General features: G+C 66.1%; 23 protein-coding genes. 10 read left to right on the top strand and 13 right to left on the bottom strand.

Going from position 1 to position 25906, the window contains the following annotated elements:
• The first annotated feature begins 25 nt into the window (after positions 1-25).
• Entirely contained in the window at positions 26-976 is a 951-nt protein-coding gene (locus G6N35_RS10285) for a LysR family transcriptional regulator (RefSeq protein WP_163804166.1), read from the top strand.
• Positions 977-990: 14 nt separating this feature from the next.
• Here G6N35_RS10285 and G6N35_RS10280 read toward each other — a convergent pair whose 3' ends face one another.
• Positions 991-2091, bottom strand: a complete 1101-nt coding sequence (locus G6N35_RS10280; RefSeq protein WP_163804165.1) for a hypothetical protein — start codon at positions 2089-2091, stop codon at positions 991-993.
• Positions 2092-2421: 330 nt separating this feature from the next.
• Between G6N35_RS10280 and G6N35_RS10275 the strand changes: the two genes are divergently transcribed.
• Complete coding sequence (locus G6N35_RS10275; protein ID WP_163804164.1) at positions 2422-4596, top strand: glutamine synthetase III family protein; 2175 nt, start codon at positions 2422-2424, stop codon at positions 4594-4596.
• Between the two features lie 108 nt (positions 4597-4704).
• Here the strand turns inward: G6N35_RS10275 and G6N35_RS10270 are convergent, their stop codons facing one another.
• The 6 genes from G6N35_RS10270 to iolC are packed head-to-tail and all read right to left on the bottom strand — an operon-like array spanning position 4705 to position 11313.
• Positions 4705-5712 (bottom strand): Gfo/Idh/MocA family protein, encoded by a 1008-nt coding sequence (locus G6N35_RS10270; protein WP_163804163.1) that lies wholly within the window; start codon positions 5710-5712, stop codon positions 4705-4707.
• An 11-nt stretch (positions 5713-5723) separates the two neighbouring features.
• Positions 5724-6629, bottom strand: coding sequence for a sugar phosphate isomerase/epimerase family protein (locus G6N35_RS10265; protein WP_163804162.1), 906 nt, complete (start codon positions 6627-6629; stop codon positions 5724-5726).
• Between the two features lie 11 nt (positions 6630-6640).
• Positions 6641-8590: a 3D-(3,5/4)-trihydroxycyclohexane-1,2-dione acylhydrolase (decyclizing) gene (gene iolD, locus G6N35_RS10260; protein WP_163804161.1), complete on the bottom strand. Its 1950-nt coding sequence runs from the start codon at positions 8588-8590 to the stop codon at positions 6641-6643.
• Between the two features lie 2 nt (positions 8591-8592).
• Complete coding sequence (iolB, locus tag G6N35_RS10255; RefSeq protein WP_163804160.1) at positions 8593-9462, bottom strand: 5-deoxy-glucuronate isomerase; 870 nt, start codon at positions 9460-9462, stop codon at positions 8593-8595.
• 8 nt (positions 9463-9470) lie between these two features.
• Positions 9471-10349 carry a Cgl0159 family (beta/alpha)8-fold protein gene (locus G6N35_RS10250; RefSeq protein WP_163804159.1) on the bottom strand — a complete coding sequence of 293 codons (879 nt, stop codon included), beginning with the start codon at positions 10347-10349 and terminating at the stop codon, positions 9471-9473.
• Positions 10342-11313, bottom strand: a complete 972-nt coding sequence (gene iolC, locus G6N35_RS10245; RefSeq protein WP_163804158.1) for a 5-dehydro-2-deoxygluconokinase — start codon at positions 11311-11313, stop codon at positions 10342-10344. Before iolC ends, G6N35_RS10250 begins: the two co-directional genes overlap by 8 nt.
• Before the next feature lie 153 nt (positions 11314-11466).
• On the opposite strand from iolC, the gene G6N35_RS10240 reads away from it, so the two are divergent.
• On the top strand, positions 11467-12198 hold the full coding sequence (locus tag G6N35_RS10240; RefSeq protein WP_163804157.1) for a GntR family transcriptional regulator: 732 nt from the start codon (positions 11467-11469) through the stop codon (positions 12196-12198).
• Here G6N35_RS10240 and G6N35_RS10235 read toward each other — a convergent pair.
• Positions 12168-12977 carry a TIM barrel protein gene (locus G6N35_RS10235; RefSeq protein WP_163804156.1) on the bottom strand — a complete coding sequence of 270 codons (810 nt, stop codon included), beginning with the start codon at positions 12975-12977 and terminating at the stop codon, positions 12168-12170. The genes G6N35_RS10240 and G6N35_RS10235 overlap by 31 nt on opposite strands.
• Before the next feature lie 126 nt (positions 12978-13103).
• On the opposite strand from G6N35_RS10235, the gene G6N35_RS10230 reads away from it, so the two are divergent.
• From G6N35_RS10230 to G6N35_RS10220, 3 genes are read left to right on the top strand one after another with little or no spacing between them, the layout of a single operon-like run.
• The gene (locus G6N35_RS10230; protein WP_163804155.1) at positions 13104-14090 is read left to right on the top strand and encodes a substrate-binding domain-containing protein; all 987 of its coding nucleotides are present in this window, start codon (positions 13104-13106) and stop codon (positions 14088-14090) included.
• An 18-nt stretch (positions 14091-14108) separates the two neighbouring features.
• A complete protein-coding gene (locus tag G6N35_RS10225; RefSeq protein ID WP_163804154.1) occupies positions 14109-15167 on the top strand; it encodes an ABC transporter permease in 1059 nt (352 codons plus the stop codon).
• A gap of 4 nt (positions 15168-15171) precedes the next feature.
• Positions 15172-15987, top strand: coding sequence for an ATP-binding cassette domain-containing protein (locus G6N35_RS10220; RefSeq protein WP_163804153.1), 816 nt, complete (start codon positions 15172-15174; stop codon positions 15985-15987).
• Between the two features lie 29 nt (positions 15988-16016).
• On the opposite strand, the gene G6N35_RS10215 is transcribed toward G6N35_RS10220, so the two are convergent.
• The 5 genes from G6N35_RS10215 to G6N35_RS10195 are packed head-to-tail and all read right to left on the bottom strand — an operon-like array spanning position 16017 to position 20577.
• Entirely contained in the window at positions 16017-16523 is a 507-nt protein-coding gene (locus G6N35_RS10215) for a nitroreductase/quinone reductase family protein (protein WP_246224269.1), read from the bottom strand.
• Between the two features lie 40 nt (positions 16524-16563).
• On the bottom strand, positions 16564-17541 hold the full coding sequence (locus G6N35_RS10210) for a Gfo/Idh/MocA family protein (protein ID WP_163804151.1): 978 nt from the start codon (positions 17539-17541) through the stop codon (positions 16564-16566).
• Positions 17538-18416, bottom strand: a complete 879-nt coding sequence (locus G6N35_RS10205) for a sugar phosphate isomerase/epimerase family protein (protein WP_163804150.1) — start codon at positions 18414-18416, stop codon at positions 17538-17540. Before G6N35_RS10205 ends, G6N35_RS10210 begins: the two co-directional genes overlap by 4 nt.
• Complete coding sequence (locus G6N35_RS10200; RefSeq protein ID WP_163804149.1) at positions 18413-19420, bottom strand: Gfo/Idh/MocA family protein; 1008 nt, start codon at positions 19418-19420, stop codon at positions 18413-18415. Before G6N35_RS10200 ends, G6N35_RS10205 begins: the two co-directional genes overlap by 4 nt.
• Positions 19417-20577 (bottom strand): phytanoyl-CoA dioxygenase family protein, encoded by a 1161-nt coding sequence (locus tag G6N35_RS10195; RefSeq protein ID WP_163804148.1) that lies wholly within the window; start codon positions 20575-20577, stop codon positions 19417-19419. Before G6N35_RS10195 ends, G6N35_RS10200 begins: the two co-directional genes overlap by 4 nt.
• An 84-nt stretch (positions 20578-20661) precedes the next feature.
• On the opposite strand from G6N35_RS10195, the gene G6N35_RS10190 reads away from it, so the two are divergent.
• The 4 genes from G6N35_RS10190 (at position 20662) to G6N35_RS10175 (ending at position 25901) form a co-directional block, all read left to right on the top strand.
• Positions 20662-21666, top strand: coding sequence for a LacI family DNA-binding transcriptional regulator (locus G6N35_RS10190; RefSeq protein ID WP_163804147.1), 1005 nt, complete (start codon positions 20662-20664; stop codon positions 21664-21666).
• Between the two features lie 120 nt (positions 21667-21786).
• Positions 21787-22599: a PfkB family carbohydrate kinase gene (locus tag G6N35_RS10185; protein ID WP_163807590.1), complete on the top strand. Its 813-nt coding sequence runs from the start codon at positions 21787-21789 to the stop codon at positions 22597-22599.
• A 309-nt stretch (positions 22600-22908) separates the two neighbouring features.
• Positions 22909-24831, top strand: a complete 1923-nt coding sequence (locus tag G6N35_RS10180) for a 2-oxoacid:acceptor oxidoreductase subunit alpha (RefSeq protein ID WP_163804146.1) — start codon at positions 22909-22911, stop codon at positions 24829-24831.
• Positions 24828-25901 carry a 2-oxoacid:ferredoxin oxidoreductase subunit beta gene (locus G6N35_RS10175; protein WP_163804145.1) on the top strand — a complete coding sequence of 358 codons (1074 nt, stop codon included), beginning with the start codon at positions 24828-24830 and terminating at the stop codon, positions 25899-25901. Before G6N35_RS10180 ends, G6N35_RS10175 begins: the two co-directional genes overlap by 4 nt.
• Positions 25902-25906 lie beyond the last annotated feature (5 nt).

Genomic DNA, 25906 nt, shown 5'->3' with positions numbered 1-25906 from the left:
ATAGCCGGCGTCTATCGTCACCTGCATGGCGGGAGACGTGCTGTTCCAGCACCTGGACTATCTGCTGGCGCTGGCCGCCGAACGCCATTTCGGGCGCGCGGCCCAGCGCTGCCACATCAGCCAGCCGACGCTGTCGGTCGCGGTGCGAAGGCTCGAGCACGACCTGGGCATCGTCATCGTGCAGCGGGGGCGACGTTTCGAGGGCTTCACCGAGGAAGGCCAGCGGGTGGTGGCCTGGGCTCAGCGCATCATCGCCGAACGTGACGAGATGTTCGCCGACCTGGAACGAATGCAGGGGCGGCTGACGGTCACCGCTCGGATCGGCGCGATTCCGACCGCGGTGCCCATCAGCCCGTTCATCACCACCGGCTTCTTGGAGCGCAATCCGGCCGCGTCGGTCCGGGTCGAGGCGCTGTCGTCGCGTGAGATCGCCAGGCAACTGGCCGATTTCGAGATCGACGCGGGACTGACCTACCTCGACGACGAAGTGCTGCCGGGAACGCGGTCGGTCGAGTTGTACCGCGAGCACTACGTCTTGGTAGCGGCCGCCAGCAATCCGCTGATGAGCAAGCGGCTGGTGTCGTGGACCGATGCAGCGGCCCTCGAGTTGTGCGCGCTGACGACCAGGATGCGCAACCGGCGCATCCTGGACGCCAACATGGCTGCCGAGGGCGCCCCGTTTCGCCCCGTGGTGGAGGCGGATTCGGTCGACGCGCTCTACGCCCACCTCACCCATCCGGGCCGGGCGACCATCGCCAGCACCGCCTGGCTACCGCGACTGGGCCTCCCGCCGGGCTTCGCGGCCCGGCCGATGGTCACGCACGCACCGAGTCCGGTCGTCGGACTGGTGGTGCTCGACCGGGCCCCAACCTCCGTTGCGGCGGCGGCGCTGGTCGCGGTGGCCACCGACGGCGATATCGCCAGCCGGGTCAACGACTTCTGGAATCAGCACGTCGACAGCGAGAGCGGTCGATAGCGCCGACGGTCGTCTCAGTCGGCTGAGGTGTGCGCGCCCCGCTTGCCCGACGCACGAGCCGAGCCGGCCGAAGCGCCCGAGGGTGAGGACTTCTCGGCACCGGCGCCTGCAGCCGAATCCGACGCCTTCTTGGATCCGGCCGGGGAAGCGGCTGCGGCTCGCACGGTCCGGGCACTGCCAGCAGCGGCCGGGGCCGACGAATCGCTGGTGTCGTCGGCGGCTTCGGTGTCGCCCTTGGTCGTGCCGGCGTCGCTCTTGGTTGTGCCGGTGGCTTCGGCTTCTGGAGCGTCGGTGCTGGAGTGCTTGTCCGTGACCGGCGTCGACGTCGTGTCCTCGGCGCCGGCCGGGGCAGCGGACCGCGCGAGGGCGGTAGCCGTGGGAGGGGTGACCGGCTGGCCGGTCAGGACGCTCTGGACCGCGGCGGTGATGGTCGAAATGCCCTGCGCAACAGCAGATGTGACGTTCTTGATGCCGGTTGCGATCACGGTGGTCAGATCAGCGGAACCCAGTGCGCCCAGTACGTTGGTGACGGCGGCGGTGACCGCGGTGACCACCGGAGCGACGGCGCTCGGTAGTGCCGCGGCGATGGTCAAAGCTCCGCTGATCAGCTTCGGCGCGAAGGTCAGCAGCTGGCCGACCGCGTTCAGGCCCGCCTGCACGGCCGTGCCGACGTTGCCGCCGATGGCCGTGGCGAGCTGCTGGCCGGCATTGGCCAGTGCCTGTGCGATCGAGGCGCCGCCGGCCAGGCTGGAGACCACGGAGCTCACCGCGGTCTGGATCGCCGTCAGCAGCGCACCGTTATTGGCGGTCAGCTGCCCGACGATCGTCGTCAAAATCCCGCCCAGGTCGAAGCTGAATCCGCCGCCCCACCAATTCTGCGAGCCGCCTTGACCGCCCCAATCTTCCCAATCTCCGAAATCGCCCCACCCGTGGTCGCGGCGGGCAGACGACGGTCCCGAATTACTTTGCGAAAATTGTTCAGTCGCCTGCGTCAGTGCGATGTGCACCGAATCCACTGACGCGAAAGCGGCGGCCTGGCTGTGTTGCAGCACTGGGACAGCGCCTGTGACCAGCGTCGCGACGGCAAAGGGCGCGATGATCCGTGCAGCGTGCATGATGATTCCCCCTCGAGAGTTTCCGACCCAAGAACTCAAGCGGCCTCACCATAACTCCACTTAGCCCGAGTTCGCGCGGCGTTTCGAATAGCTTGTAGAAGGCTTCATATCGGCTGTACAAGTCCGTCGAATTGGTTTCACCGCAACGGCGTTGGTATTCGGCTATGTATCGACGTTGCTAGAAATGCGCGGGGCCGTCGGATACGCCAGCGTGTACCGCATTCTGTCGTTGACGCGGACGTAACAAGTTTGGAACCGGAGCTTCCTACTGTGGGCCGGTCGCATGCCCGCGAAGCAGACGCGGGTGTCTTGGGTGAAGAGGAAATACAGTTGAGCGGAAATACGGTCCGGCTGCAGGCGATCAACAGCGTCGAGGCTTACGAGCCCCCGGCGATCAGCTTCGACCCCACTGAGGAGCCCGGGGAGATCTTCGGATCGAACGTCTTCACCAAGGCCGAGATGCAGTTGCGCCTGCCCAAGTCGATCTACAAGTCTGTCGTCGCCACCATTGAGAAGGGCGAGAAGCTCGACCCGGCCATCGCCGACTCGGTCGCCGCGGCCATGAAGGACTGGGCACTGGAAAAGGGAGCCACCCACTACGCCCACGTCTTCTACCCGATGACCGGATTGACCGCCGAGAAGCACGACAGCTTCCTGGAGCCGGTCTCCGACGGCCAGACGCTGGCTGAGTTCGCGGGCAAGACCCTGATCCAGGGTGAGCCGGACGCATCCAGCTTCCCCTCCGGCGGTCTGCGCAGCACCTTCGAGGCCCGCGGCTACACCGGCTGGGATGTCACCAGCCCGGCCTACATCCTGGAGAACCCGAACGGCAACACACTGTGCATCCCGACGGTCTTCGTCTCGATGACCGGTGAGGCGCTGGACTACAAGACCCCGCTGCTGCGCAGCCAGCAGGCCATGGGCACCCATGCCGAGCGCATCCTGAAGCTGTTCGGCCACAAGGATTTCGACCACATCGTGTCGTTCTGCGGACCGGAGCAGGAGTACTTCCTGGTCGACCGGCACTTCTTCCTGGCCCGCCCGGACCTGATCAACGCCGGGCGCACCCTGTTCGGTGCCAAGCCGCCCAAGGGCCAGGAGTTCGACGACCACTACTTCGGCTCAGTACCCGACCGCGTTCTGGCGTTCATGATGGACACCGAGCGTGAGCTGTTCAAGCTGGGTATCCCGGCCAAGACGCGGCACAACGAGGTCGCGCCCGGGCAGTTCGAGATCGCCCCGATGTTCGAGCGGGCCAACATCGCCGCTGACCACCAGCAGCTGCTGATGACCACGTTCCGCAACATCGCCAAGAAGCACGGCATGGAGTGCCTCTTCCACGAGAAGCCGTTCGCCGGTGTCAACGGGTCGGGCAAGCACGTCAACTTCTCGGTGGGTAACGCCCAGTTCGGCAGCCTGCTCGTGCCGGGTGACACCCCGCACGAGAACGCCCAGTTCCTGGTGTTCTGTGCCGCGGTGATCCGCGCCGTGCACAAGTACGCCGGCCTGCTGCGGGTGTCGGTGGCCTCGGCCACCAACGACCACCGCCTGGGCGCCAACGAGGCCCCGCCGGCGATCATCTCGATCTTCCTCGGCGAGCAGCTGGCCGACGTTTTCGAGCAGATCGCCAAGGGTGCGGCGACCTCGTCCAAGGGCAAGGGCAGCATGATCATCGGTGTCGACACGCTGCCGGAACTGCCGACCGACCCGGGCGACCGCAACCGCACCAGCCCGTTCGCCTTCACGGGCAACCGGTTCGAGTTCCGTGCCCCGGGTTCGGGCCAGACGATCAACGTGCCGATGATCATCCTCAACACGATCATGGCCGACTCGCTGGACTACATGGCCACGGTGCTGGAGAAGGCCGTCGCCGACGGCCAGGAGTTCGATTCCGCGGTCCAGACGCTGCTCACCGAGATCATCACCGAGCACGGTGCGGTGGTGTTCAACGGCGACGGCTACTCCGACAACTGGCAGATCGAGGCGGCCGAGCGGGGTCTTCCCAACCTGAAGACCACCCCGGATGCCATCCCCGAGCTGATCAAGCCCGAGGCGATCGCGCTGTTCGAGAAGTACGGCGTGTTCAACGAGCGCGAGCTGCACAGCCGCTATGAGGTCCGGCTCGAGCAGTACGTGCTGACGATCGCCGTGGAGGCGAAGCTGGTTCTGGAAATGGGGACGACGGTCATCCTGCCGGCCGCCATCCGCTACCAGACCGAGCTCGCGCAGAACGTCGCCACCCTCAAGGCCGCCGGTGTGGACGCCGACACCGCTCTGCTGACCGAGGTTTCGGGTCCGATCTCGGCGCTGACCGCGGGTCTTGCCGACCTCAAGGCCGCGCTGGGCACCCACGTCGAGGGCGCTGACGCGGAGGCGCTGCACTACCGCGATGTCGTGCTGCCGGCCATGACGGCGGTGCGCGAGGCGGCCGACAGCCTCGAAGGCCTGGTGGCCGACGACCTGTGGCCGCTGCCCACCTATCAGGAGATGCTCTACATCCTCTGATTCGATGACTCCCACCTGGTCGCCGGTCTGTCCGTGTGACAGATCGGCGACTGGGAGGGGATCAGACCCGCCAGGGATTAACGGGCACCCCAGAACGCCGGTGCGGCGTTACCCGTCACGGCGAGCCAGTTCCACCGGGACCACGTCACCGCTGTCGAGGGCGCGGACGCCGGCCTCGCACACCGCGGTCGCGGCGTAACCGTCCCATGCGGTCGGTCCGTCGACGTTGACACCGCTTCGAACGGCGTCCACCCAGCGCTGAACCTCGGTGTCGTAGGCCTGTCCGAACCGCTCCCGGAAGCCCGGGGCGATCGTCCCGCCCCACGTGCCGGGCGCCGATGTGCGGACCAGCCCCACGTCCAGGCCGATCATGGCGCTGCCGCGTTCCCCGACCACCTCGGTGCGCACCTCGTAGGCCACCCCGGTCGTCACGAACAGCTCGACGTCGACATGGCGGCCGCTGACGGTCTTCATGATCGCGATCTGCGGATCCTGCAACCCCTGCGGTGCAAGGGGATTCGGACTCGGACGCACGATCTGGATGCTGGCGATCTCCTCGCCGAACAGGAACCGTGTCACGTCAACTTCGTGCACCAGGGAATCCCGGACCACCATCGAACTGTCGAATGACGGTGGCACCGCCGGATTGCGATGCACGCAGTGCATCACCAGGGGCTGGCCGAGCCCGCCGCCGTCGATGTGGGCCTTCAGTGCCGCGTATTCGTGGTCGAAGCGGCGCATGAAACCCACCTGGATCAGGGGAGCGCCGAGCTCGGCCTCACGGCGCACGATCTCCAGTGCCGAGGCGACATCGGTAGTCAGTGGCTTCTCACACAACACCGGCTTGCGGTGCTCCAGGCAGGCGAGCAGTTGCTTGTCGTGGGCCGGACCCGGGGACGCCAGCAGCACTGCGTCGACTTGAACGTCCGCGACTGCCTCGAGCGGGTCGGCGACCGCGCGGCAGCCCGGAATCGAAGCGGCGAGCTGCTGGGCCTTCTCGGTGAGGTAGTCGTTGACCACCGACACCCGGGCCCCCGATATCCGTGCGGTGATGCGGGCGACGTGGTCCGCACCCATCACACCGGCACCGAGCACCGCAATCCTCAAGTCAGACATGACGCAGGCTCCTAGCGCAATTGCACCGACGGGACCCCACACGAAACGAGATATGCGCTGGTGCGGGTGGCGATGGGCAGCGGTGCGTCGGGATCGCACGGGTACATGTCCTGCTCGACGATGGCGAACACATCGATTCCGAGCTTATCGATCTCGGCGAGAAGTGTTGGCATATATGGGATTCCGTGTGGCGGCTCGATCATCGCGCCGAGCTTGACGGCCTCGCCGAACGGCAAGTCCTCGGCCTCGACCCTGGCCCGGACCCGGGGGTCGACCTGTTTGAGGTGCAGGTAGCCGATGCGCTCAGGTGCCCGTCGGATGATGGCGATGTTGTCTCCGCCGCAGTAAGAGATGTGGCCGGTGTCCAGGCACAGGTTGACGAACGCGCCGTCGGTGCCGTCGAGGAAGCGGTACACGGACTCCTCGGTGTCGACGTGGCTGTCGGCGTGTGGGTGGTACTGCGCCCGCACCCCGTACTGCTCGAACATCGCCTTGCCCAGTTCATTCATGCCGCGGGTCTTCTTGCGCCACTGTTCGGCACTGAGGGTGCGATCCTCGAGCACCGCGCCCGAGGACGCATCGCGCCACATTTCCGGGATCACCACCACGTGCTTACCGCCGACGGCGGCAGTCAGTTTCGCGACATCTTCGATCTGCCTCCAGACGGCACTCCAGGAATCATCCTGGTGCAGGTGCTCGAACACGGTGCCCGCCGACAGCTTCAGGTTGCGAGCCGCCAGCTCGTCGGAAAGTTGCCCGGGGTCGGTCGGTAGGTAGCCGAACGGGCCGAGTTCAATCCATTGATATCCCGCGGCCGAGACCTCGTCGAGAAAACGGGTGTAGGGCGTCTGCAGTGGGTCGTCGGGGAACCAGACTCCCCAGGAGTCGGGGGCTGATCCGACCAGAATCGTACTCACCGGGCGGGCCGCTATCGATCCGACGGATTGACCAGGGGGCGTTGCACTTTCTTCCAGTCGGCATACCGCTGATAAGCCGCCTGGGTGGATTCCAGACTGGAGACCTCGCTGACGGGGACATCCCACCAGGACTGGCTGTCAGGTGCGTAGACCAACGGGTCGGTCTCGACATGAATCACGGTGACCGTGTCGGCCGCCTTGGCGGCCTTGACCGCGTCGGCGAACTCGGCGGCGGTGGCGACCTTGATGACGTCGGCGCCCAGGCTCGCGGCATTGGCGGCCAGATCGACCGGAAGCGTGCCGCCGTCCAGGCGCCCGCCGTCACCGCGGTAGCGGTAGGCGGTACCGAACCGCTGCGAACCCACTGACTCTGAAAGTCCACCGATGGAGGCGAATCCGTGGTTCTGCACCAGTACCGGGATGATCTTGACGCCCTCCTGGACGGCGGTCACCAATTCGGTGGCCATCATCAGGTAGGAGCCGTCGCCGACCATGACGAACACGTCGCGGTCGGTGTCGGCCATCCGCACGCCGATACCGCCGGCGATCTCGTAGCCCATGCACGAGTAACCGTATTCGACGTGATATCCCTTGCGGTCGCGGGTGCGCCACAACTTGTGCAGGTCCCCAGGCATCGAGCCCGCGGCACACACCACCACGTCACGCGGATCCGACAGGGTATTCACCAACCCGATGACCTGATTCTGGTTGAGCTGCACCCCGTCTTCGCAGGCGTACACCGAGGACACGGTGTCGTCCCATTCGGCGGCCAGTTCGGTGATGCGGGAGCGGTATTCGTCGCCGACGGTGTAGTGGTCCAGCGCCTCAGCCAGTGCCTCGAGAGCTTCCCGGGCATCGGCGACGACGCTGACGCCGCCCTGCTTGACCGCATCCAGCGAGGCGACGTTGATGTTGACGAACCGCACCTCGGGGTTGTTGAACGCCGTGCGTGACGCCGAGGTGAAATCGCTGTAGCGAGTGCCGATTCCGATGACCACGTCAGCTTCGGCGGCCAGTGCGTTGGCTGCGGTGGTACCCGTCGAGCCGACCGCACCCACGGCTTGCGGATGGTCGAACGGCAGCGACCCTTTGCCAGCCTGACTCTCCGAGACGGGGATGCCCGTCCTCTCGGCCAGGGCTGCCAGAGCCTGTTCGGCCGCGGAGTAGTGCACACCGCCACCGGCGACAATCAGTGGCTTACTGGCCGCGGCGATGATCTCGGCGGCCCGGGCGATCACCGAGCGCTCGGGCAGCGGGCGGGCGATGTGCCAGGTGCGTTCGGCGAACAGCGATTTCGGCCAATCGTGCGCCTGCGCCTGGACGTCCTGGGGGACCGACACCGTCGCCGCACCGGTCTCGACCGGATCGGTCAGCACCCGCATGGCACCGAGCAGTGCAGCGGGCAGCTGCTCAGGACGCCAGACCCGGTCGAAGTAACGGGACAAGGGTTTGAAGGCGTCGTTGACCGTTACGTCGCCGGCGCAGGGCAGCTCGAGTTCCTGGAGAACCGGGGCACTGACCCGGGTGGCGAAGGTGTCGGCGGGCAGCAGCAACACCGGCAACCGGTTGATGGTCGCCAACGCCGCGCCGGTGAGCATGTTGGTGGAGCCGGGTCCGACGCTGGCGGTGACGGCCCAGGTCGCCAGCCGGTCCTTCTGACGCGCAAAGGCGACGGCGGTGTGCACCATGGCTTGCTCGTTGCGGCCCAGCACGTACCGCAGAGCGGGTTCGCGGCCGGCGGCCAACGAGTGGACCTCGTCCTGCAGGAGCGCCTGGCCGAGTCCGGCGACATTGCCGTGCCCGAAGATTCCGAGGCACCCGGCGAAGAACTTGGTGCGCACGCCGTCGCGCTCGACGTACTGGTTGGCGAGGAACCGGACGGTGGCCTGAGCAACGGTCAGCCGCACGGTGGCTTCGGTGTCGGCCAGCTTCTCGGTCGACTTCGGCGCGGTGGATACCACGGTCAGACTCCTCGGTTGGTGCGCATCGGCAGACGCGGATCGATCTCCTGGTGCTCCCAGCTGTCCCGCAGCCAGGTGTGATTCGGGTCGTCACAGATCAGCCACGCCCGGTTGGGACCCGAACCCGCCATGACGTTCAGGTAGTACATGTGGTGGCCGGGTGCGGCGATCGACGGACCGTGATAGCCGTGCGGGACCAGCACCACGTCACCGGAGCGGACTTCTTCGAGCACCTCGATCGGGCGTGCCGGAGTGCCGTACACCCGGTGATAGCCGAAGCCGGGGGTGCCGGCCGGGCTGTCGGCGATCTCGAAGTAGTAGATCTCCTCGAGTTGGGTCTCGACGTCGGAGTTCTCGTCGTGCTTGTGAGCGGGGTAGCTCGACCAGTTACCGCTGGGGGTGATCACCTCACAGGCGATCAGGGAATCGGCCTCGAAAGTGGTTGCGGTGCCGAAGTTGTGCACCTGCCGGCTGCAGTTGCCCGCGCCGCGCAACTCGACCGGCACGTCGGTGGCGGCCACCCGGCGGTTCGGGAATGATCGAGTCGCGCGGGCGCCACACATGGCGAACCGGCCCTCGCCGGTCAGGGTGTAGATCTTGTCGATACCGATGTAAACCATGTCGGCAGGGCCGTCGAACACCGATTCCCGCCGCGAGAGCTCGAAGGTCTCGTCGCCACACATGATCCTGCCGCCCCCGACCAGCGGCAGGATCATGACCTCGGTGGCGCCGGTGGTCAGCTCGATGCGTTGACTCTCGTCCAATTCGACGATCCGCAGCGATGATTCGGTCCAACCGGCCGACTCAGGGGTGACGTCGACGGTGAACGGGAGCTCGGCGCTTCGGGCCGGAATGTAGTACGTGCTGTTCATCGCGTCCTTCACCGCACCATCGCCACGGCGGTCGCCACCGCGGAGCTCACGTCGTCGTCTGCCGGATAGAGCAGGGTGCGCCCGACGATCAGGCCACGCACCGACGGCAGGGCAAGGGCTTTCTCCCAGCTGGCGAACGCCTCGTCGGGGTCGGTGGGGTCGCCACCCAGGAGCAGGGTCGGCAGGGTGGTGGCATCCATGACCCGATCCATTTCGGCGACCACCGGCAGTTTCATCCAGGTATAGGCCGATGTCGAACCCAGGCCCTGGCTGATGTGGATGGACTTGATCACCGCGTCGGGGCTGAGGTCGTTGCGGACCTTGCCGTCGACCCGGCGGGACAGGAACGGTTCGAGCATCGCGATCAGTCCGTGTGCGGCGAGCTCGTCGACGGCCTGTGCGCAGGCCGCCAGCGTCGCTACCGTGCCGGGATCGGCAAGGTCGATGCGGCACAGCATCTTTCCACCATTCATGCGGGCAGCAGCCGTGGCCTTCGCGGTCGCGGCGGTCATCCGGTCGTCGAGTTCGAAACTGGAGCCGGCCAGCCCACCGCGGTTCATCGAGGAGAACACCACCTTGTCCTCCAACGCCCCCAGCAGCAACAGATCGTCGAGGATGTCCGAGGTGGCCAGCACCCCGTCGACACCGGGATCGGCCAACGCAGTGCGTAACCGGTCGAGCAGGTCGGTGCGGCTGTTCATCGCGGTGGGCCGCGATCCGACAGCCAGCGCACCACGGGCGGGGTGGTCGGCGGCCACGATCATCAACCGGCCGTTGCCGCGGATGGCGGTTCGGGTGGTACGGGTCTGCCAGGCCCGGGTGATCGCGGCGGGGTCGGTGGCGCGCAGTTCGGTGATATCGGCGTAATCCTTGCAGGGGCTAGACATTGACGGCCTCCACAGCGGTCTGTTCGGCGAGTGCGGCGACTTCGGCGGCCGTGGGCATCGCCGTCGAGCACTCCAGGCGTGCGGCGACGATAGCCCCTGCGGCGTTGGCGTACCGCAACGTCTTCTCCAGCGGCCAGCCGTGCAGCAGTCCGTGGCAGAGGCTGCCGCCGAAGCTGTCGCCGGCGCCGAGTCCGTTGACCACCTCGACGTCGACCGGAGGCACCGTTACCGACGCGTTCCTGGTCTTGCCGAGCACGCCACGCGGGCCCTGCTTGACGATGGCCAGTTCGACGCCGAGGTCGAGCAGTGCGTCGGCAGCCTTGTGCGGATTGGTCTCGCCGACGGCGATCTCGCATTCCTCCCGGTTGCCGACCGCCACGGTGACGTGGTCCAGCGCGCGGTGGACTTGTTCGGAGGCTGTGGCGGGGGAGTCCCAGAACATGGGGCGGTAGTCGAGGTCCAGCACGGTCAAAGGTGCCCTGCCACGAGCCAGCCAGGCTGCGAAATGTGCACTGCGACTGGGCTCTTCGGACAGTCCGGTGACTGTCGACCAGTAGAGTCGGGCAGCTCGGATGGCGGTCAGATCCAATTCGTCGGCCTCGATCTGGAGGTCGGGGGCGCTGGGCTTGCGGTAGAAGTACAGCGGGAAGTCGTCGGGCGGGAAGATCTCACAGAACGTCACCGGCGTCGGGTACTCGGAGTGGGTGGTGACGTAGCGGTTGTCGACTCCGAGGCGGCCCAGCTCGGCGCGGACGAACCGCCCGAACGGGTCGTTGCCTACGCCGGAGATCAGTGCGGCGCTGTTGCCCAGCCGGGCGGCGGCCACGGCAACGTTGGCGGCCGACCCGCCCAAGAACTTCCCGAAGGATTGCACCTGCTCGAGGCCGACACCGACCTGAAGGGGGTAGATGTCGACTCCACTGCGCCCGATGGCGAGGACGTCGAAGGGCGGGGTACTGGTCACGTCAGCTCTTTTCAGGGCTCGATGGGGCTTGTTATGACTGTGCCCCCCGCCACAACCTGATGTCAATACTTTGTCCTGACATTCGGTCTTTGTGTCAATCAATGTTAAACTGCAGCTACTGTTGGGATTCGAGTTTCTTCGATCGGAGTCGATGTGCCGTTGGCAGTCGAACTGGACAGGTCAAGTCCTGTTCCCCTGTACTACCAGCTCGCTCAGGCGATTGAAGCTGCCATCCGCAGTGGCGAACTCGCACCTGGTGACCGATTCGAGAACGAGCTGGCGTTGGCCAAGCGGCTGACGCTGTCGAGACCCACGACGAGGCGGGCCATCCAGGAGCTTGTCGACAAGGGATTGTTGGTCCGCAAGCGCGGTGTCGGGACCCAGGTCGTGCAGAATCCCGTTCATCGCCGAGTCGAGCTCACCAGCCTGTTCGACGATCTGGCTCGCGCTGGACAAGAGCCCTCGACGCAGCTGCTGGAGTATCACGTCGGGGTGCCCGATGAAGACGTGGCCCGTGAACTCAGTCTGGCCGGCGACCGCGAGGTGGCCTGCATCAAACGGTTGCGGTGTGCCAACGGCGAGCCGCTGGCGCTGATGACGAACTACCTTCCCATCGAAATCGCCCCCGCGGCAGAGGAACTCGAGCGCAGCGGTCTCTATCAATCACTACGATCCCGCGGCGTGCACATTAGGTTGGCCAGTCAGCGCATCGGGGCACGAGCTGCTAACCGCACCGAGGCCAGACTGTTGGAGGAGAAGCCCGGTGCACCGCTGCTCACCATGGACCGCACGGCGTTCGACGACTCCGGGCGGGCAGTGGAATTCGGCGCGCACTGCTATCGCGCCTCTCGATACTATTTCGACACCACCGTCGTCGACCGCTGACTCGTCGCGCAGAAGGCGGTCCGAAACGCTGCCAGCGCTGCCTCGCTGTCTCCCGATGCCCACGCCTCCAAGCCGACGGTCCCGGTGTAACCCATCTCGCGCAGTGCGGCCGCGATAGCGGGGTAGTGGATCTCGCCGGTTCCCGGCTCGCAGCGGCCGGGAACGTCGGCTACCTGGATCTCGCCGATCGCCGGCCCACAGCGCCGAACCAGGTCGATGAGATTTCCTTCGCCGATCTGAGCGTGATAGAGGTCGAGCATCATCTTGACGTTCGGATGGCCCACCGACTCGACGAGTGCCAGGGTGTCTTTCGCGCGAGCCAGCGGTACGCCCGGATGATCGACGATCGTGTTGAGGTTCTCCACACAGAACACCACGCCGGCGTTCGCCCCGAGCTCACCGATACGTTCCAGCGTGCGTTGCGCGGTCAGCCACATCTGGCCGGTGGCCCGATGCCGCGGGCGGGCGGCCTGGCCGTCGGCCAATTCCGACGTGTGCACGTTGAGTCGTGGAACACCCAGTCGCTCAGCGGCTTTGATGCTCAACGCGGCGGTGCGCACCACCTCGTCCGCGCTCGAGGGGTCGATCAGGTCGCCGTGCAGATAGCCGGTCATCGAGGAAAATCGTGCGCCGGTGCCGGCCAGTGCCGCCAAGTCTTTGTCGTGCCAGCTCCAGATCTCGACCTCGAAGCCCAGTGCGTCGATCCGGCGCACGCGTTCCAGGATGGGCAGGTCGCGGAACACCATCTCCGCGCAGACCGCCAGCGTGAAATCAGCCATCGCCGGACCCTAACATTTGACCTGCAGTCCTAATGTCCGAACAAAGTCTTGACTTTCGGTTGTGAGCCGTATTACATCGAGACAGCATCGTGTCGTGCGTGATGTCGTCGAGGACAAGGAGTCGTCATGAGGTTCAATCGGCTAGCGGCCGTGGCCGGAGCGAGCGCGCTCGTCATCGGGCTCGCAGCCTGCTCGGCGACCGGAGGCAAGCCGCGGGACAACGGTGCAGGATCCGGCGGCGGCACCGTCGACACCCCCCGGATGACGATCGCGATGATCACCCATGAGGCACCCGGCGACTCGTTCTGGGACCTGGTCCGCAAGGGTGCTGAGACGGCCGCCAAGAAGGACAACATCGAGCTGCGCTACTCCAGCGATCCCGAGGCACCCAACCAGGCGAACCTCGTCCAGAGCGCAATCGACAGCGGGGTGAAGGGCATCGCGGTGACACTCGCCAAGCCGGACGCGATGAAGGCCGCCGTCGAGGGCGCCGAAGCCAAGGGGATTCCCGTGGTCGCGTTCAACGCCGGGCTGGACGCCTGGCAGGCAATGGGCGTCAAGGAATACTTCGGGCAGGACGGCTACATTGCCGGGCAGGAGGCCGGTAAGCGGTTGCAATCCGACGGTGCCAAGAAGGTCGTATGTGTGATCCAGGAACAGGGCCACGTTGATCTGGAAGCGCGCTGCGCCGGGGTGAAGAACACCTTCCCGGCCACCGAGGTGCTCAACGTCAATGGCAAGGACATGCCGTCGGTGGAGTCGACCATCACGGCCAAGCTGCAACAGGATCCGGCCATTGACACGATCCTGACCCTCGGTGCACCCTTCGCGCTGACGGCGGTCCAATCGGTCAAGAATGCGGCCAGCAATGCCAAGGTCGCGACGTTCGACACCAACGCGGCGTTGGTCGATGCGATCCAGAAGGGCGACGTGCAATGGGCCGTCGACCAGCAGCCTTATCTGCAGGGCTATCTGGCTGTCGACTCGCTGTGGCTCTACCTGAGCAACAAGAACATCATCGGTGGCAATCAGCCGACGCTGACCGGGCCGTCCTTCATCGACAAGTCCAATATTGACGCCGTGGCCGAATTGGCCAAGGGCGGAACCCGATAGCGATCGGCGGGAAACGACATGACTACGCAAGCAGACCTCGAGGTCGCCGACCACAAAGTGGTGCGGGACGACCGTGTCAAGGAACGCAACCGGCTGCAACGCCTGCTGATTCGGCCCGAGATGGGCGCGGGCATCGGTGCCATCGGTATCTTCGTCTTCTTCCTCGTCGTGGCCGCGCCGTTCCGGGAGGCCGCATCGCTGGCCACCGTGCTCTATGCCAGCTCCACCATCGGCATCATGGCGTGCGGCGTCGCGGTGCTGATGATCGGCGGCGAGTTCGACCTGTCGACCGGCGTCGCGGTGACGTTCAGCTCGCTGGCGGCCTCGATGCTGTCCTACAACCTGCACCTCAATCTCTGGGCGGGCGCTGGGCTGGCATTGATCCTGGCGCTCGGCGTCGGCTTCCTCAACGGCTTTCTGGTGATGAAAACCAAGATTCCGTCCTTCCTCATCACGTTGAGCACGTTTTTCATGCTGGCCGGCATCAATCTTGCGGTGACCAAACTCCTCGCCGGGCAGGTCGCCACCCAGAGCATCAATGACATGCAGGGCTGGGATTCCGCGCAGAAGGTGTTCGCCTCGTCGTTCACCCTGTTCGGTGTGAGCATCCGGATCACCGTCGTGTGGTGGCTGGTCTTCACCGCGGCGGCCACCTGGGTGTTGTTCAAGACCAGGATCGGCAACTGGATCTTCGCCGTCGGTGGTGACGCGGAGAGCGCACGCGCCGTGGGTGTTCCGGTGACCAAGGTCAAGATCGGGCTGTTCATGTTCGTCGGCTTCTGCGCCTGGTTCGTCGGCATGCACCTGCTGTTCGCGTTCAACACCGTGCAGTCCGGTCAGGGCATCGGCAACGAGTTCTTCTACATCATCGCCGCAGTCATCGGCGGCTGCCTGCTCACCGGTGGTTACGGCACCGCCGTGGGTGCGGCCATCGGTGCCTTCATCTTCGGTATGACCAATCAGGGCATCGTCTACGCCGGCTGGAACCCCGACTGGTTCAAGTTCTTCCTGGGCGCGATGCTGCTGTTCGCGGTGATCGCCAACAACGCCTTCCGTAACTACGCAGCGAAGAAATGACGCCATGACCATCTCTATCGAAAGACCCAGCAGCGATTCGCAATCCGGTGGCAAGGTGCCCCTCGTCGAGTTGAAGAACGTCGGCAAGAGCTACGGCAACATCACCGCGCTCAAGGACATCTGCCTACGGGTGCACGCCGGGGAGGTGACCGGCATCCTCGGTGACAACGGCGCAGGCAAGTCGACGCTGATCAAGATCATCGCCGGGCTGCATCAGCAGACCGAAGGAGACCTGCTCGTCGACGGCGAACCGACCCGGTTTTCCTCGCCCGCCGAGGCCTTGGGTAAGGGCATCGCGACGGTGTACCAGAACCTCGCCGTCGTGCCGTTGATGCCGGTGTGGCGAAACTTCTTCCTGGGCCAGGAGATCCGCAAGAAGAGTTTTCCGTGGTCGCTGGATGCCAACGCGATGCGGGCGACCACGCTGTCCGAACTGTCCAAGATGGGCATCGACCTACCGGACGTCGACGTGCCGATCGGCTCGCTGTCCGGCGGTCAGCGCCAGTGTGTGGCGATCGCGCGCGCGGTGTTCTTCGGCGCCCGAGTGCTCATCCTCGACGAGCCCACCGCGGCGCTGGGCGTCAAGCAGTCCGGCGTTGTGCTCAAATACATCACCGCCGCCAAGGAAGCCGGCTTCGGCGTCGTGTTCATCACCCATAACCCGCATCACGCGCACATGGTGGGCGACCACTTCGTGTTGCTCAACCGCGGCCGTCAGAAGCTGGACTGCACCTACGACGACATCACCCTCGAACACCTCACCCAGGAGATGGCCGGCGGCGATGAACTCGAGGCGCTCTCGCACGAGCTGGGTCGCTGAGGGCAGCGGCTTCCCGCCGCCGCAGGATGTCACCGTGCTGTGAGGGCGAACAGCCGCAATTCACGGTCGGTGCGGGTGCGATACGACTGGTACATCGGATACGCCAGGAAACGCTGCACACCACGCTCGCGCTCAGGTCCGGTGAGCAGCGTTGCGATCACCGGTATTTCGACACCGGCGATCGCCACCACCGCCAGGGGATCAGTCAGCAGGTTGGCCGTCCAGGCCGGGTGATGTTGCTGACCGAAATTGCTGCCCAACACCAGGAGACGATCGCCGTCGCGCAGGTAACTCAACGCCGTCAGCCGGGGCTGACCGGACTTGCGGCCGGTCGTGGTGAGCAGCAATTCGGGCAGCGAGGTCGGTCCGAACAGGGTGTACTTGCCCCCGGTGGCGCGCAGCACGCGCCGATCCAGGGGCACCAGCAACCGGATGAAACGTGACCCGATCGGCGACGATGCAACTGCGAGAAATGGCTTGAACAGCGGTGGGATGGCTTCATTGCCCCAATGGGCGTCAGGGAACGGTTGCGGCACCCTGAAATGGTGCCCGAATATGTGCGCGGCGTGGGCCGATTCAGCGTGGTGACATCCCCGCCGCGCGATAGGCGGCATCGACGTAGTGCATGTTCTGCACCGCGTCCCCAACCCCGATCGGCAGGGCGATGCCATCGAGGAGGTGCGCAGCGAACGCCTCCAGTTGATAGGAGTACGACGGTCGCAGCCCCAGGTGTTCCACCCAGGTCGATTGTGGTGTGCGGATGGTGATCCGGTCGTCACTGTGCGGCTTGATGAAGTTGTGTGCGACTGCGTCACCCTTGGTGCCCACCACTGTGATGGTGAACGAAAATGCCTGTCCGGCCATGGTATTGGCGCTGCATCCGGTGGCGCCGGTGGGGAAGCGGAGCTCGACGTCGCACCACTCGTCGATACCGGGGCTGCGCTGCGAGGCGTGCGCAGCGGCGATCGTGGGCCGGCCCAATCCGAGAGCACCCAGCTGTCGCATGATGTGCAATCCGTAGCAGCCCAAGTCCATCAACGCGCCACCGGCCAGGTCGAGCGACCAGCGGGGATCGTCGGCCGCCGGGGCCGGCATGGCCATCCGCACTTCCACATGCCGGAGGTCGCCAAGAGTTCCGTCGGTGGCCAGCTCGAAGATTCGCCGGGTCACCGGATGGAACAGGTAGTGAAAGCCCTCCAGGATGCTGATGTCCGCGGCTTCGGCGGCATCGGCCACCTCTCGAGCCTCATCGTGGTTGCGCGCGAACGGCTTCTCGGTGAGCACCGGCTTGCCCGCCTTGATCGCCTCGAGGTTCCATGGGGCATGCAAGGCATTGGCCAGCGGGTTGTAGACCAGGTCGACCTCGGCGTCGCCGATGACATCGGCGTAGGAATCGGCGATGCGCTCCACGCCGTAGGCTTCGGCGAAGGCTCGGGCCCGGCTTGGGTCGCGGGCGGCGACCACGACCAGCCGGTGACCGAGTTCACGGGCCGGTGCGACGATGGCCTGTTCGGCGATCCGCGCCGCGCCCAGGACACCGATTCGCAGGCTCATGCCGGGATGCGGCCGGCGATGTCCCGCAGGTGGGTGACGCTGGCCACTACGTCGCGCAATGGTCCTTGGCCTTCCGGCTCGCCGCTGAGAATGGTGTCCTGCTCGAGAACGAACCAGCCGTCGAAGCCGTTGGCCAACAACGCGGTGACGATTCCGGCAATGTCGACGTCGCCCGTGCCGAGCGGGGTGTACATGCCCTGGGCGACTGCCTCGGTGTAGGTGAGTTCACCGGCCTGCACGCTGGCGGCCAGCGTCGCATCGACATCCTTGAGGTGGGTGTGGGCGATCCGGTCAGGTACCGACTGGGCCAACAGCAGTGGATCCGTTCCGCCGATCAGCAGGTGCCCGGTGTCCAGGCACAACTGGATCGAGGAACCCGTCAGCACCCTGTCCACCTCGACGCCTTTCTCGACCATAGTGCCGACGTGCGGATGCAGCACCGCGGTGATTCCCCGCTCGGCGGCGACTGCGGCCAGCCGATCCAGGTTGGACAGCAACGTCGACCACTGCTCCTCGTCGAGCTCAGGGCGGGAGTCATAGCCCTCGGTGCCGGTGGCCGCCGCGAGAACGAGCATCGAACCACGGGACGCGACAAGAGAATCCAGTACCGCTGCCACGTCGGTGACCGGGTCATGGCTGGGATCGTGCAGCACCACCGGCGCGAAGCTGCCGACACAGCTCAGACCGTGTTCATCGAGCACGGTGACCAGTGCGGCGGGGTCGGACGGCAGGAAGCCCTCCGGTCCCAGCTCGGTGGCCGACAGCCCGGCTTGGGCCATCTCGGCGAGCACCCGGTCAGGGGTCAGTTGGTAGCCCCAGCCGGGGACTTCGCAGACACCCCAGGAAATCGGGGCACCGGCAATCTTGAGATTCATCGGGCTTGTACCTCCTCGATACGCACCGGCGCGTGCCGGTGCAGTGACTCAGTGGCGGCCTCGGCGATCCAGGCCACCTGAACGGCATCGGCGACTGTGGCACCGGTGGTGGCACTGCCTTTGGTCACGTCGACAAAGGCGGCCAGCTCGGCGCGGAACGCGTCGGTGAACCGATCCATGAAGAAATGGTGCGCAGGGCCCTCCGGAAAGGTGTTGTGCGGGTCGGTGTTTCGAACCGGCACTCCCTGGTCCCAGCCGGCGACCACGCTATCGTCGAATCCATGCACTTCTAGCCGGCAGTCGTACCCGCGAGCGTTGTAGCGGGCCGCCGAGACCACGCCTAGTGTGCCGTTCTCGAACGTCACGACCACGACGGCGGTGTCCACGTCGTCGATCTCGTTGAAACGCGGATCGCCCTGAACGCTGCCGGTGGCGTACACCTCCACCGCACGCTGTCCGGTGATCCAGCACAACGCGTCGAAATCGTGAACCGCGCAGTCGCGAAAGATGCCGCCCGAGCCGGCCAGGTAGTCGAACGGCGGCGGGGCGGGATCCATCGTGGTGCTGCGGACGGTGTGCAACGTGCCCAGCGATCCGTTGTCCACCGCCCGCTTGGCGGCCGCGAAGGCGGCGTCGAAGCGACGTTGGTAACCCACCTGCACCGGGACTCCGGAGCGGGCGATCACCTCGGCCACTCGCGCGCTCTCGGCGGCACCGGCTGCAATCGGCTTCTCGCAGAAGGTCGGCAGTCCCTTGGCGACCGCCGCCAGTGTCAGGTCCGCGTGGGCGGGCGTGGCCGCCGCGACCACCACTCCGTCGATGCCTGAATCAAGCAGTTGTTCAACGGAATACACCGGTTTGGCGCCGTGCTTGGCAGCCACCGCAGCCACCACGTCCGGCCGTTCGTCGGTGACGACAAGGCCGTCGACACCGGCGAGGTTGCTCAGTGTTTCGGTATGAAATGCACCGATTCGGCCCAGGCCGATGACGCCGAGTGTGGTCATGGGATTCTCCGTTCGTTCTGGTCGCGCAGCGCGACGTCGAGGGCATCGGGGGTCAGGTCGTCGGCCAGCGCTGCGAGCACCACATCCACCTGGCTGGGCGGTGCAAGGCTGCCGATCGGCTGGTCGTTGTCGAGGTTGGTGGGGAAGGGATAGCCGTCCGCGGCGGCGACGACGACATTGAGCAGTTCTGCGGGTGCGCGGCCAGCCGCCCTCATCGCGCGCAGCGCCGGGTAGACGGCCCGCACCATGGCGGTGTGGTCGAGGGCCTCCATCGCCCGGCCGAAGGGTGATGAGACCTGCAGCAGGTTGGCCATCCGCCGAATATCGGCCGAGGTGTTGGCCCCCGCCCCGTGATACAGCGCCGGATTGAAGAAGACAGCATCGCCCTTCTGCAACGGGATCTGCACGTGATGGCTGGCGAAGTAGTCGATGAATTCGGGTCGGTGGAACGCCAGGTAACCGCCCTCGACAAGCTGCGAATAGGGCAGCAGCATGGTCGGTCCGCTTTCCACCGGCATTGCCGTGTGGGCAACCGCCCCTTGCAGGGTCAGGGCCGGGGACAGTCGGTGAACATGGGCCGGATAGTCGGCCAGCTGGGCCGGCGTGACGAAGCCGAGATGGTAGTCGCGATGGGGAACCTGGGCTGCGCCACCGGGATTGACCACGTTCACCTGTGCGGTGACCTGATAGCGCGGGCCCAGCCAGGCCTGGCAGATCAGGGCCAGCGCGTCGTTGGCGTAGTACTCGGCGTACACCTCGGGTGCTTGCAGCGCCAGCTTCTGAGCGGCATTCCACAGCCGGTCATTGGCACCGGCGGAGCCGAAGTGGTCGCCGGCAGTGCCGCCTGAGCCGCGCTGAACTGTGATGAGGGTGTCGAACGCTGCGCTGGCCGCATCGACGACGGCAGGTTCGAACGCCCCGGTGAACACCACGACACCGGGGCCGTCGGTGAGGGCCCTGATGAGCTCACCCTGTAGTAGTCGACGGTCGGCGTCGGCCAGATCCGTAGCGCGGTAGACGAGGATGTTGTCGCGAACCTGGGCGGCATGCGGGTAAGAGCGCGGGTCGGTCTCCCGCTCGGCCACCCGTCGCAGTTCGGCGAGTCCGGGTGCCGAGCCGTCCAGCCAGGGTGATGCCGGTGCCCGGACGTCGGTCATGGCTCAAGTCTTGCTGTGACCTAGACCGCAATCAACACCAGGAATCCATCAAAAAGCCATCAGCAGCGGGTAGTCTCGACCGGCATGGCGCACCGATTCAAGGTTCGGGAGATCGCCCAGCAGTCCGGGCTGTCGGAAGCGACCATCGATCGGGTGTTGAACGGGCGCCCGGGGGTGCGCGAGGCCACTCGCGCCGAGGTGCTGCAGGCGATCGAGGATCTGGAGAAGCAGCGAGCACAACTGCGACTCAACGGCCGCCGCTATCTCATCGACGTCGTGATGCAAACCCCGCGCCGGTTCTCCGACGCTTTCCGCGCTGCGGTCGAGGCCGAATTGCCGGCGTTCGCGCCGGCGATGCTGCGTGCGCGATTCCATCTCTGGGAGTCCGGGTCCACCGAGCAGATGGTGGAGACGTTGAGCCGAATCCGGGGCAGCCATGGGGTGATCCTCAAGGCGCAGGACGAGCCGGAGGTGGCCGAGGCCGTCGATCGGCTGGTCGCCGCGAATGTTCCCGTGGTTACCTACACCACCGACATCCCGGCCAGTGCACGCTGCGGCTATGTCGGGATCGACAATCATGGTGCCGGGGTCACCGCTGCATACCTCATGGACCAGTGGCTCGGTGATTCACCGGTAGATGTCTTGATCACCTTGAGCCGCAACGTGTTCCGGAATGAGGCGGAACGTGAGGTTGGTTTCAGGTCGGCGCTTCGCCGTTCCGGTCGCGGCGTCGTGGAGGTCAGCGGAAGTGACGGTATCGATGCGAGCAACGAGCGCCTCGTCCTGGACGCGCTCGAACACCATCCCACGGTGGCGGCCGTGTATTCGGTGGGCGGGGGTAACACCGCAACGGTGGCTGCCTTCGACCGATTGGGGCGCGCCTGCAGAGTGTTCATCGCCCACGACCTGGACCAGGACAACCGGCGGCTGCTCCGCGAGGGCCGCCTGTCGGCGGTGCTCCACAACGATCTGCGCGCCGATGCGCGGCTCGCGATGCGGTTGATTCTGGCCGAACACCGAGCGTTGCGGGCAGAGCCAGCGCGGCCCGTTCCGATCCAGGTGATCACGCCGTATAACCTGCCCGGGTGAGCACCGCGGCTCTTTGATCGGGGCAAGTCGCGACTAACATTTGGCGCCGACGGCGACGATGTTTCCGCCGAAAGTTGATGAGGAGACCGATCGGTGCCAGCGTGCGAGCTTGTCCCGGGCGTGACCGTGCTGGGCAATCTGGCCATCGACGTCATCGACGGCGCGCCGCCCTCACCCGGTGGATGCGCGTCGTTCGCCGGTGTGGCGCTGCAGGCAGCCGGCGGTCATGGCCGGATCGTGGGCCTGGCCGCCGACGAGGACCAACCACTATTCGCGCCCTTGCTCGAGAGGTTCGGCCCGCTCCTCACCATCTTGGGCGCCGACCGGACTAGCTCGTTCCGGCTCGACTACTCCGATGTGGACCACCGCCAGATGTCGGTAGAGGCGCTCGGTCCGGTGTGGGGGCCCGCCGAGCTCGATGCTGCCAATCCGAATACGACGTGGGTTCACCTGGCGCCGCTTCTGCGCACCGACTTCCCGGCCTCGACGCTGGCGCTGCTCGCGCAGCGCGGTCACCGGGTCGCCTACGACGGTCAGGGTCTGGTCCGTGCCGACCGGCTCGGTCCGTTGGTCGTCGATGCCGACTACCCGCCGGAGCTACTGGCCGATATCGACATCCTCAAGCTTGCCGAGGATGAGGCGGTGATCGTTGCCGATGGTGCCTTCGCGCAGGGCACCGCCGACCGGCTCGGCGTCCCCGAGATCCTGGTGACGTTCGGTTCCGAGGGGTGCGACATCTATACCGACGGCAGCTGCGTGCGGGTCCCCGCAGCGTGGCGCGTCGATGGGGTGCAGACCACCGGCGCAGGTGACATGTTCACCTCGTGCTACGTGGCCAACCGGGCGGCCGGGGCGGAGCCGGTCTTGGCCGCCAAGGCTGCCAGTGAGCTCGTTGCCGCTGAACTGGACAGGCGCCGCGGCGACCGGTCGTAGCCGTAGCCGTCGCCTCGAACCCGCCGCCGGGCTACTCATGAGTAGCAAAATTCTTAGAGTTAACATGACCGTAAGAGTGACGAAAGACACAAAGGTGTCTCACCGGGCCGTCCGTCATGGGCCCTGAACAGTGACTTTGTTCCCTTGACTTCGGCGTGTCAGGCCCCACCGGTGGTCTGGCTTGCCTAAGAAAGTGCAATAATCGGTACTGCGAGTGACAGCAACTGAACACGGCTGTCCGATTTCGCTGGCGCGTCGTTCGACCGCGACACGGAATTGGCCCCAGAAGAACCAATGAAAGGCGGGCACGTGGGTCCGAACGGCAACGGAGCTGCGGGTAACCGGCAGAAACTCGAGAAGGTCGTCATCCGGTTCGCCGGCGACTCTGGCGACGGTATGCAGCTCACCGGTGACCGGTTCACCTCGGAGGCCGCGCTGTTCGGCAACGACCTTGCGACGCAACCGAATTACCCGGCCGAGATCCGCGCCCCTCAGGGCACGCTGCCCGGTGTCTCGTCGTTCCAGATCCAGATCGCCGACTACGACATCCTCACCGCGGGTGACCGTCCCGACGTGCTGGTCGCCATGAACCCGGCGGCGTTGAAGGCCAATATCGCCGACCTGCCGCGTGGCGGCCTGGTGATCGCCAACTCCGACGAGTTCACCAAGCGCAATCTGGCCAAGGTGGGTTACGAGAGCAACCCCCTGGAGGACAGCAGCCTCGAGGAGTACGTCGTCGTGCCGGTCGCGATGACCACGCTCACACTCGGTGCCGTCGAGGCGATCGGGGCGTCCAAGAAGGACGGCCAGCGCGCCAAGAACATGTTCGCCCTCGGTCTGCTGTCGTGGATGTACGGCCGTCCGATCGAGGCCAGCGAGACGTTCATCCGGGAGAAGTTCGCCCGTAAGCCCGATGTCGCCGAGGCGAACGTGCTGGCGCTGAAGGCCGGCTGGAACTACGGCGAGACCACCGAGGCCTTCGGCACCACCTACGAGGTGTCCCCGGCCAAGCTCGCCCCGGGCGAGTACCGGCAGATCTCGGGCAACACGGCGCTGGCGTACGGCGTCATCGCCGCCGGTCAGCTCGCCGACATTCAGGTGATCCTGGGTACCTACCCGATCACCCCGGCGTCGGACATCCTGCACGAGCTCTCCAAGTACAAGAACTTCAACGTGCTGACCTTCCAGGCCGAGGACGAGATCGCCGGCGTCGGTGCCGCGATCGGTGCCTCCTACGGTGGAGCGCTGGGTGTCACCAGCACCTCGGGTCCCGGTGTCTCGCTGAAGTCCGAGGCCATCGGCCTGGCGGTCATGACCGAACTGCCGTTGCTGGTGATCGACGTGCAGCGCGGCGGGCCCTCGACCGGCCTGCCGACCAAGACCGAGCAGTCCGACCTGCTGCAGGCGCTGTTCGGCCGCAACGGTGAATCCCCGGTCGCGGTGCTGGCCGCCAAGTCACCGTCGGACTGCTTCGAGGTGGCCATCGAAGCCGCACGAATCGCCCTGACCTACCGCACTCCGGTCATCCTGCTGTCCGACGGCGCGATCGCCAACGGCTCGGAGCCCTGGCGAATCCCCGACGTCGGCAGCTTCGCCCCGATCGATCCGAACTTCGCCCAGCCCGGTGCGGACTTCGCGCCCTACAACCGTGACCCGGAGACGCTGGCTCGCCAGTTCGCCGTCCCCGGCACCCCGGGCCTGGAGCATCGCATCGGTGGCCTGGAGAAGGCCAACGGCTCAGGCGCCATCTCCTACGAGCCGGCCAACCACGACCTGATGGTCCGGCTGCGCCAGGCCAAGATCGACGGCATCTCGGTGCCCGATCTCGAGGTCGATGACCCGACCGGTGACGCCGAGCTGCTGCTGCTCGGTTGGGGCAGCTCCTACGGCCCGATCGGCGAGGCCTGCCGGCGCGCCCGTCGGCGCGGTATCAAGGTGGCCCACGCTCAGCTGCGCTACCTCAACCCGTTCCCGGCCAACCTCGGTGAGGTGCTCGCGCGCTACTCGAAGGTCGTCGTGCCGGAGATGAACCTGGGCCAGCTGGCGCTGGTGCTGCGCGGGAAGTACCTGGCCGACGTCCAGTCGGTGACCAAGGTGCAGGGCATGGCCTTCCTGGCCGACGAGGTCGAAGGCATCATCGATGGCGCCCTCGACGGAACACTCAGTGAGACCGAAACTGACAAGGCGAAGTTCGCCAGGCTGGCGGCTGCGACTGCGGGAGTGAACGCATGACCGACCTGATCGGAACAGACCTGCTGGCCCCGGTGTCCAAGACCGCCGGCGTCCCGACGACGGACCAGCCGCAGAAGGCCAAGGACTTCACCACCGACCAGGAAGTGCGTTGGTGCCCGGGGTGTGGTGACTACGTCATCCTCAACACCATCCGCAACTTCCTGCCCGAGCTCGGGCTGCGGCGGGAGAACATCGCCTTCGTCAGCGGCATCGGCTGTTCCAGCCGGTTCCCGTACTACCTGGAGAGCTACGGCTTCCACTCCATCCACGGGCGCGCCCCGACCATCGCGACCGGCCTGGCTCTGGCCCGCCCGGATCTGTCGGTGTGGGTCGTCACCGGTGACGGGGATGCGCTGTCGATCGGCGGCAACCACCTGATCCATGCGCTGCGCCGCAACGTCAACATCACGGTCCTGTTGTTCAACAACCGGATCTACGGCCTGACCAAGGGCCAGTACTCGCCGACCTCGGAGGTCGGCAAGGTCACCAAGTCCACCCCGATGGGCTCGCTGGACTACCCCTTCAACCCGGTGTCGCTGGCGCTGGGCGCCGAGGCGACGTTCGTGGGCCGGGCGCTGGACTCCGACCGCGCCGGTCTGTCGGAAGTGCTGCGCGCGGCCGCCGCACACCGCGGTGCCGCCCTGGTCGAGATCCTGCAGGACTGCCCGATCTTCAACGACGGCTCCTTCGACGTGCTCCGCAAGGAGGGTGCCGAGGAGCGCGTCATCAACGTCAAGCAGGGTGAGCCCGTGGTCTTCGGTGCCAACGGTGAGTACTGCGTGGTCAAGAGCGGGTTCGGGCTGGACGTCGCGAAGACCGCTGACGTCTCGGCCGCCGACATCGTGGTGCACGACGCCCAGATCGACGATCCGGCGTACTCGTTCGCACTGTCGCGGTTGAGCGATCAGAGCCTCGAGCACACGGTGATGGGCATCTTCCGGCAGGTCAACCGGCCGGCCTACGACGATGCCGCCCGCGACCAGGTCCGCCAGGCACGCGAGGCCACCCCGCACGATCTGCACGCGTTGCAGTCGCTGCTGCGCGGGCGCGACACCTGGACCGTGGACTAGCCGGG

Source organism: Mycolicibacterium anyangense (genome assembly GCF_010731855.1).
Taxonomy (GTDB): Bacteria; Actinomycetota; Actinomycetes; order Mycobacteriales; family Mycobacteriaceae; genus Mycobacterium; species Mycobacterium anyangense.
This window is presented reverse-complemented; position numbering and strand designations above follow the sequence as displayed.

Bases quoted from the DNA above. Each gene is read 5' to 3' on its own strand.
- G6N35_RS10285 (WP_163804166.1), top strand. From the start codon at position 26: ATGGCGGGAGACGTGCTGTTCCAGCACCTGGACTATCTGCTGGCGCTG.
- G6N35_RS10235 (WP_163804156.1), bottom strand. From the start codon at position 12,977: ATGGCTGATTTCACGCTGGCGGTCTGCGCGGAGATGGTGTTCCGCGAC.
- G6N35_RS10175 (WP_163804145.1), top strand. From the start codon at position 24,828: ATGACCGACCTGATCGGAACAGACCTGCTGGCCCCGGTGTCCAAGACC.
- G6N35_RS10280 (WP_163804165.1), bottom strand. From the start codon at position 2,091: ATGCACGCTGCACGGATCATCGCGCCCTTTGCCGTCGCGACGCTGGTC.
- G6N35_RS10270 (WP_163804163.1), bottom strand. From the start codon at position 5,712: ATGTCTGACTTGAGGATTGCGGTGCTCGGTGCCGGTGTGATGGGTGCG.
- G6N35_RS10205 (WP_163804150.1), bottom strand. From the start codon at position 18,416: ATGAATCTCAAGATTGCCGGTGCCCCGATTTCCTGGGGTGTCTGCGAA.
- G6N35_RS10210 (WP_163804151.1), bottom strand. From the start codon at position 17,541: ATGAGCCTGCGAATCGGTGTCCTGGGCGCGGCGCGGATCGCCGAACAG.
- G6N35_RS10200 (WP_163804149.1), bottom strand. From the start codon at position 19,420: ATGACCACACTCGGCGTCATCGGCCTGGGCCGAATCGGTGCATTTCAT.
- G6N35_RS10230 (WP_163804155.1), top strand. From the start codon at position 13,104: ATGAGGTTCAATCGGCTAGCGGCCGTGGCCGGAGCGAGCGCGCTCGTC.
- iolB (WP_163804160.1), bottom strand. From the start codon at position 9,462: ATGAACAGCACGTACTACATTCCGGCCCGAAGCGCCGAGCTCCCGTTC.
- G6N35_RS10250 (WP_163804159.1), bottom strand. From the start codon at position 10,349: ATGTCTAGCCCCTGCAAGGATTACGCCGATATCACCGAACTGCGCGCC.
- G6N35_RS10195 (WP_163804148.1), bottom strand. From the start codon at position 20,577: ATGACCGACGTCCGGGCACCGGCATCACCCTGGCTGGACGGCTCGGCA.
- G6N35_RS10190 (WP_163804147.1), top strand. From the start codon at position 20,662: ATGGCGCACCGATTCAAGGTTCGGGAGATCGCCCAGCAGTCCGGGCTG.
- G6N35_RS10225 (WP_163804154.1), top strand. From the start codon at position 14,109: ATGACTACGCAAGCAGACCTCGAGGTCGCCGACCACAAAGTGGTGCGG.
- G6N35_RS10220 (WP_163804153.1), top strand. From the start codon at position 15,172: ATGACCATCTCTATCGAAAGACCCAGCAGCGATTCGCAATCCGGTGGC.